The sequence below is a fragment of the Thermococcus sp. ES12 genome, assembly GCF_012027515.1.
GTDB classification, from domain to species: domain Archaea; phylum Methanobacteriota_B; class Thermococci; order Thermococcales; family Thermococcaceae; genus Thermococcus; species Thermococcus barossii.
Genome location: NZ_SNUP01000064.1, coordinates 1 through 450, shown reverse-complemented (window position 1 = coordinate 450; position 450 = coordinate 1). Strand labels below are relative to the sequence as shown.

The 450-nt window shown below is 40.2% G+C and carries 2 pseudogenes; one reads left to right on the top strand and one right to left on the bottom strand.

The window, feature by feature from the left end:
* Window positions 1-207: pseudogene (locus E3E37_RS11600) on the bottom strand (threonine synthase); the annotation flags it as partial.
* 64 nt (window positions 208-271) lie between these two features.
* On the opposite strand from E3E37_RS11600, the pseudogene E3E37_RS11690 reads away from it, so the two are divergent.
* A pseudogene (locus tag E3E37_RS11690) lies at window positions 272-450 on the top strand (nucleoside phosphorylase); the annotation flags it as partial.

Below are 450 nucleotides of genomic sequence, written 5' to 3'. Positions count from 1 at the left end.
AGTTGGGGTTATTGGAAGGATTAACTTTGGAAGAAAGTCCTCATTGATGAGTAAGAAGTTCAAGTAACGTCTCACATCTAAATATCTCTCCTTCAAAAGACTTTCAAAGCTCTCCCTAAACTCTACTACAACATCGAGAAGTCCACCACATTCACAAAGCATACGAAACTTTTCATAGGTTTTTCCGCATTTTTGGCATTTTAGCATGTACTCACCACTGAAATTTATGCGAAGACTTTTATTTGCTTTTTGCAAAGCTTATGGTAGGGTGATGGAAATGAAGTTTGTATCAGCAGATAGACCCCAAACTGAGGAAGGATATCAATACCACATAGCATGTAAGCCGGGGGATGTAGCAAGATATGTTTTATTGCCTGGAGACCCAGAAAGGGTGCCTAAAATAAGTGCTCTGTGGGATGAGGCAAGGGAAATAGCTTTCCACAGGGAGTA